The organism is Frankia sp. CcWB2, from assembly GCF_977927585.1.
Window position 1 is genome coordinate 1 of sequence record NZ_CDWRCM010000083.1, and the last position, 5835, is coordinate 5835.

Consider the following 5835-nt stretch of genomic DNA (forward strand, 5'->3'; position numbering starts at 1 on the left):
AACAAGAGATCAAGCAGCTAGCTAATCGCACGAACGTGCGGAAGACAAGTCTAGCCGCCCGCCAGGACGGGATGCTCACCTGGCCGCAGATCCGGGCGTTCGGTATCACCCGGCGTCAGCTCAACCGGCTGATACGCGACGATGCGTGGTCGGTTCCCTATCGGGGCACGTTCCTCCTGCCCGGTGCCCATGCCGTACGTGGGTCCGTGCGGGCTGCGTTGGTCGGTCGTCCCAGGGCCGTTGTCTGCGGTGTCACCGCCGCGCGCCTTCTCGCCCTGGAGGGTCTTCCGAGGTCCCTGCCATTGTGGACGGGGCGAGCCCGCGGCCCGATGGGGCCCGATGGTGCGATTTCCGTGCGCTCGCCGTCACGGTCTCCCATCGACCGCTCCGCCCCGGCAGGAGACCCCTCCCGGCCGGGTCTGCCGGGGTCGGTTCCCCGCGAGGCAACGGATACGGGGCGGCGACGAACGGCCTACCAGGCCGAGTCGGTGCATCTTCTTGTCCCCCCTGCGGTGGGCGCGGTGGCGCACACTCCGGGGCTGGTGGTGCACCGGGGCTGGTGCGACGCTGACGAACGGCGACTGCTGTCGGGTATTCCGGTGACGACGGTCGAGCGGACTTTGGCCGATCTCGTGCTGGACAGTGATCGGGAGACCGCGGTCAGCCTGTTGGACGCCGCCCTGCGGGGCGGGCATCTGGACGACGTCCACCGGGTGCGGGCGGCGGCCGCGCGCCGCTGGGGCACAGCCGAACGGCGAGGTTGGTTCGATCTGGTCGACCGACGGGCCGAGTCTCCGCTGGAGACGCGACTGCGGTTGTTGCTCACCGATGCGGGTCTGGCGCCCGAACAGCTCCAATGGCCGGTATGGGAGCCCGACGTGCCCGGCCAACTCTCACCCGGCGGTTCGGGCTCGGCTCCGACGACCTCGTCCGCCGGCAGGGGCCGATCTGCGGGGCTCGTTGCGCGGCTGGACATGGCCTGGCCCAGTTGTCTGCTGGCCGTCGAGGCCGACGGCGCCGCCTTCCACGAGGATCCCCACGCACTCTTCCGGGATCGGGTCCGGCAGAACGCCCTGCTCGCCCTCGGCTGGAGACTCCTCCGGTTCACCTGGGCCGATGCCCTGAGCCGGCGAAGATACGTCGTGGAGATGGTGGAGCAGATGCTCCTCCGCCAGCGGCAGCAGTGACCTGGCGGGGGAGCCCGGGGGGCCCGGGGGAGTTCGGGGGAGCAAGGCACGGTTCGCGGGGCCGGGACCGTGCCTTGCTCCCCCGGATTCGCCCGTTCCGGGTGCTGGCCGGTGCTGGTGGGTGCTGGGTCAGACGGCGGAGATGGCGCGCAGGACGTCCATGCGGGCGGCGCGCCGGGCGGGGAAGACGGCGGCGAGCACGCCGAGGATCGCCCCGGTGAGGACCACGAGCAGGATCGTCCGTACCGGGTAGGCGAACGTGCTGATTCCCAGGGAGGCCAGCGCCTTCGTCAGCGCCCAGCCGAAGATGCTCCCGACGACGACGCCCAGCACGGCTCCGAAGACCGAGATGATCATTGATTCAAGGATGACCATCAGCCTCATCTGCGACCGCGTCATGCCGACCGCACGCAGCAGACCGATCTCCCGGGTCCGTTCGATTACCGAGAGCGCCAGGGTGTTGACGATACCGAACAGTGCGATGACGACTGCCAAGGCCAGCAGCACGTAGATGAACCCGAGCAGCTGGTCGACCTGCTTCTCCTGCTGTGCGACGAACTCGGACTGGTCCCGGACCGCCACGGTGGCGAACGACTTGACCACCGTGGCGATCTCGGCCCGGACCATCGCCGGGTCTGCCCCGCTCGCCCTCTTCACCAGGACAAACAGGTCGAGGTCATCGGTGGAATGCCGGGCGAACTCGCTCGTGGAGATGATCCACTTGCCGGCTACCTGGCTCTTCTTGTAGGTGCCCACCAGGGTCAGCTCCGCGCGGCCGTCAGCGAAGGTGACCGGGACCTTCTGCCCCACCCGTAGCTGGTGGTCCGCGGCGGTGGAGTCCTCGGCCAGGATCGTGCCGTCGCCGAGGGCGTGGACGTCACCGGTCACCTCCTTGATGGCCAGCATCTTGACCAGACCCGCCGGGTCGCCGGCCAGCACCTGGGAGCTCTGCCCGGAGATCTTCACCAGGCCGCCCCGAAGACCCGTGGCGATCTCGATGCCGGGCTTGCCGGCCAGCTCGCGAGCCACCTCACCGCTGAATCCCTGCCCGAAGTTCTGGGGAGTCAGGTAGAAATTGGCGCCGAGGCTGTTCGACACTGTCTCCCGCACCGACTCCTTGATCGACTGTCCGAGCACGGAGAAGGCGCTGACCAGGGCGAGTCCGATCATCAACGCGGAGGCGGTGGAGGCGGTCCGGCGCGGGTTGCGCATCGCGTTCTCCCGGCCGAGCCGGCCGGTGGCCCCGAACATCCTCGCCAACGGTGCGCCGAGGACCCGGATGATCGGTCCGGACAGCAGCGGTGAGAGGGTGGCGACGCCGAGGAAGATCCCCGCCGCGCCCACCCCGACGGCGGTGGCTCCCGGCTTGCCCGCCGAGGCAGTGCCGAGGATCATCAGGACGATGCCGAGCGCGGTGAGCACCGACCCGGCGATCGCCCGGGAGCGCAGCGAGCGGGTCGGCAGCACGTAGGTCTCCCGCATCGCCGCGATCGGTGGCACCGACGCGGCCTTGCGGGCTGGCACGAACGCCGCCGCGGCGGTGATGAGCACACCGACGGTGTAGGCGATCACGACGGTGCGGGGGCGGAAGACCAGCGCACCGCTGGGCAGCTCCACGCCGAACAGGCCGACGGCGGCGCGCAGCAGCAGCGCGAGCCCAGTGCCGGCCACCAGGCCGGCACTGGCCCCGGCGAAGCCGACCAGCGCCGCTTCGACCTGCAGGGACACCTGGACCTGACGTTTGCTCGCCCCGATCGCTCGCAGCAGGGCCAGTTCCCGCACCCGTTGGGCGACGAGCATCGTGAAGGTGTTGAAGATGATGAAGGCGCCAACGAAGACCGAGATGGCGGCGAAGATCAGCAGAAAGGTGGAGAAGCCGCTGACGGCGTTCTGCACGGCACTGGCGCTCTCATCCGCCAACTGCCTGCCGGTGATCGCCTCGACACCCGGCGGGAGCGCGGCGGCGACTCGGGCCCGCAGCTCCTCCTGGGTCAGGCCGGGCTCGGCGGCCAGGTGGATCGCGCTGAACCGGTCGGGCGCGAGCAGGACCCGCTGGGCGGTGGCGGTGTCGAACGCGGTGATGGCGGCGCCCCCGAGACTGTCCTGACCGCCGATCCGGAAGGTGCCGACCAGGGTGTACTGCGCGGGCGGACCCTTGGTCTGCACCGAGATCTTTGCCCCGAGCGGCAGGTGGAGCTTCTCCGCGGTCGCCCGGTCGACGACGATCTCCCCGGGGCCGGGCGGGCGACCCTCGGCGATCTCCTCCGCCGAGGTGGGCTGACCCCCGGTCCAGCTGATACCGATCCCCGGCGCACCGTTGGTGTTCGAGGGCTTGCCGGTGGCCGGGTCGACGAGGACGGCCTGGCCGTTGACCTTGCCAACCGCCACCCGCACCCCGTCCACTCCGGCGGTGGTGGGGAGGAGCGAGGCCGGTAGCGGCGGGCGGCCGACGTCGCTCGTCGGGTCGATCGCGTTGACCGAGCGCACGGCGACGCTGACGTTCTTGTTGATGTTGGTGAAGAGGGTGTCGAACGTCCGGTTGAGGGTGTCGGTCAGGACCAGGGTCCCGGTCACGAAGCTCACCCCGGCGACGACCGCCAGCATGGAGAGCACCAGCCGGGCCTTGCGGGCCAGCAGGCTCTTGAGGGTGGCGCGCAGCATCGGCTCAGGTCCAGCCCGCCGGCTCCGTGTCATCCGGGTGGTAACTGTCCCGTCCGCCGTCAACACGGCCGGGGCCGTCGACATGGCCGGGGCCGTCAACATGGCCGGGGCGAGGACCGAAACCGCCGGTGCGGCCGGGGTCGGTGAGTGGAGGCCCGCCGCCAGGGCTCGGCACCGGCCGGTGGTGGGAGCGGCCGGAGTGGTACTCCTCACCGTGGCGCGTGCCGCCGACCCGCCTGGAGGCCGGCTGCCCACCGGCGTCGGGCCCGAGGTCCGGGGCGGGGATTGCCTCGAACTGGCCGGTGCGCCGCTCCGGGTAATGGCTCTGATAGGGATCGTGCTCGTCCCGCCCGTAGGTCGGCTGGTCTGGGTAGACCTGGTCTGGGTAGCCACCGGCAGGCCCGTAGCGACCGTCGGTGTCGTTATGGTCGTCGCGGTAGCGGGGGGTGCGCCTGTCGGCGTCGTGTTCTTCGAAGCCACCGTCCCGGCCGTCAGCGATCTCGCCGTCGGCCGCCAAGCCGTCCGCGGCGGCGTCGAGGTGCTTCATCCGGTCCAGCACCTCCTCCGCGGTCGGGTTCGCGATCGCGTCAACGAGTCGACCGTCGGCAAGGAAGATCACTTCGTCCGAGTAGGACGCCGCCGTCGCGTCGTGGGTGACCATGACGATTGTCTGCCCGAGTTCGGAGACCGAGTCACGCAGGAACGACAGCACCTCGGCTCCCGACTGGGAGTCGAGGTTGCCGGTCGGCTCGTCGGCAAAGATGATCTCCGGCCGGGTGACCAGTGCCCGCGCGCAGGCAACCCGTTGCTGCTGACCGCCCGAGAGTTCGCTCGGCCGGTGCTTCAACCGCGGTGCGAGACCGACCGCGTCAACGACGGTGCGCATCCAGGCCCGGTCCGGCGAACGCCCGGCGATGCTCAACGGCAGCGTGATGTTCTCGGCCGCGGTCAGCGTGGGCAGCAGGTTGAACTGCTGGAAGATGAACCCGATGCGGTCGCGACGCAACTGGGTCAGTTGCTTGTCGGACAGCCGGGACAGGTCCACATTGCCGATGAAGACCCGTCCCCGGGTGACCGTGTCCAACCCGGCCAGGCAGTGCATCAGCGTCGACTTCCCCGACCCGGACGGCCCCATGATTGCGGTGAATCGGCCGCGGGGGAAGGCCAGGTTGATCTCGCGCAGTGCCGTGACGATGGTATCACCGGAGCCATAGACCTTCGTCAGCTTGGCGGCGCGGGCCGCGGGTGCGGCGTCCGGTCCGTCTTCTCGCCGGCCGCCCGGGTGCTCGGGAGCCCGGCCGTCGCGGCCGGCAGCGTACTCGCCGGGCCGCGACCCGCGGTCCTCCCGGCCGGGCGGGCTGCCCGCGACCGCGCCCCGCTTCCCGCCTCGGGACGATCCGGTCCGTCGGGCCATCGTGATGTCCTCTCCCTCGCGGCGCGCTGTGTCTCTCTCGACGTCTCTCGACACGGTCTCTCTCGACACGTCGTGCCTGTCCTGCCTGCGCTCGGCCCCGACTGACCTGGGGCGGCCGTTCGGCTACCGTGGTCGATCTCCCCAACGACCGAACGATGATCGGCATCTCGCCGTCGCCGACTGTACCGCTGGCAGTACTGAAGATCCGATCGATATTACTTTTGGTAATCGGGTGATCTGGAGTGCCCCCGAGGAGGCCCGGTGGAGCCACCGCCGCCGGCGAGCCGAGGATGTCGGCACCGTAAACGGGCTGTCCGCGGGGAACGGGGCCCGGCCTGAGACCGCCATCAGCCGTCCGCCTCGCAGACGGTGGGGGCGGCCTCGTCGAGCGGCACCATGGATGTCTGCTGCGGTAGCGGTGGTGGGGTGCCGCCGAAGGCTGGGCATCGAGCCTGATGGTCGCACCAGGAACACAGTCTGTTCGGGGTGGCGCGCCAGTCCCCGGTGCGGTGCGCGCGGTCGATCGCCGCCCACAGGGCCTCGATCCGCCGCTCGGTGGCCCGCAGGTCGGCC

Annotated in this window: 3 protein-coding genes and 2 pseudogenes; 2 read left to right on the top strand and 3 right to left on the bottom strand. The window is 70.4% G+C overall.

Features of this window, described 5'->3' with window-relative positions; all coding sequences use genetic code 11:
- Positions 1 to 35 precede the first annotated feature (35 nt).
- Positions 36 to 170, top strand: a pseudogene (locus tag ACY45C_RS10840) (type IV toxin-antitoxin system AbiEi family antitoxin domain-containing protein); the annotation flags it as partial.
- Positions 171 to 488: 318 nt separating this feature from the next.
- Complete coding sequence (locus ACY45C_RS10845; protein WP_462187506.1) at positions 489 to 1187, top strand: endonuclease domain-containing protein; 699 nt, start codon at positions 489 to 491, stop codon at positions 1185 to 1187.
- A 129-nt stretch (positions 1188 to 1316) separates the two neighbouring features.
- Here ACY45C_RS10845 and ACY45C_RS10850 read toward each other — a convergent pair whose 3' ends face one another.
- The 3 genes and pseudogenes from ACY45C_RS10850 to ACY45C_RS10860 all read right to left on the bottom strand — a co-directional run.
- Complete coding sequence (locus ACY45C_RS10850; protein ID WP_462187492.1) at positions 1317 to 3848, bottom strand: ABC transporter permease; 2532 nt, start codon at positions 3846 to 3848, stop codon at positions 1317 to 1319.
- 4 nt (positions 3849 to 3852) lie between these two features.
- Positions 3853 to 5262 carry an ABC transporter ATP-binding protein gene (locus tag ACY45C_RS10855; RefSeq protein WP_462187493.1) on the bottom strand — a complete coding sequence of 470 codons (1410 nt, stop codon included), beginning with the start codon at positions 5260 to 5262 and terminating at the stop codon, positions 3853 to 3855.
- A 347-nt stretch (positions 5263 to 5609) separates the two neighbouring features.
- Positions 5610 to 5835: pseudogene (locus tag ACY45C_RS10860) on the bottom strand (recombinase RecB); the annotation flags it as partial.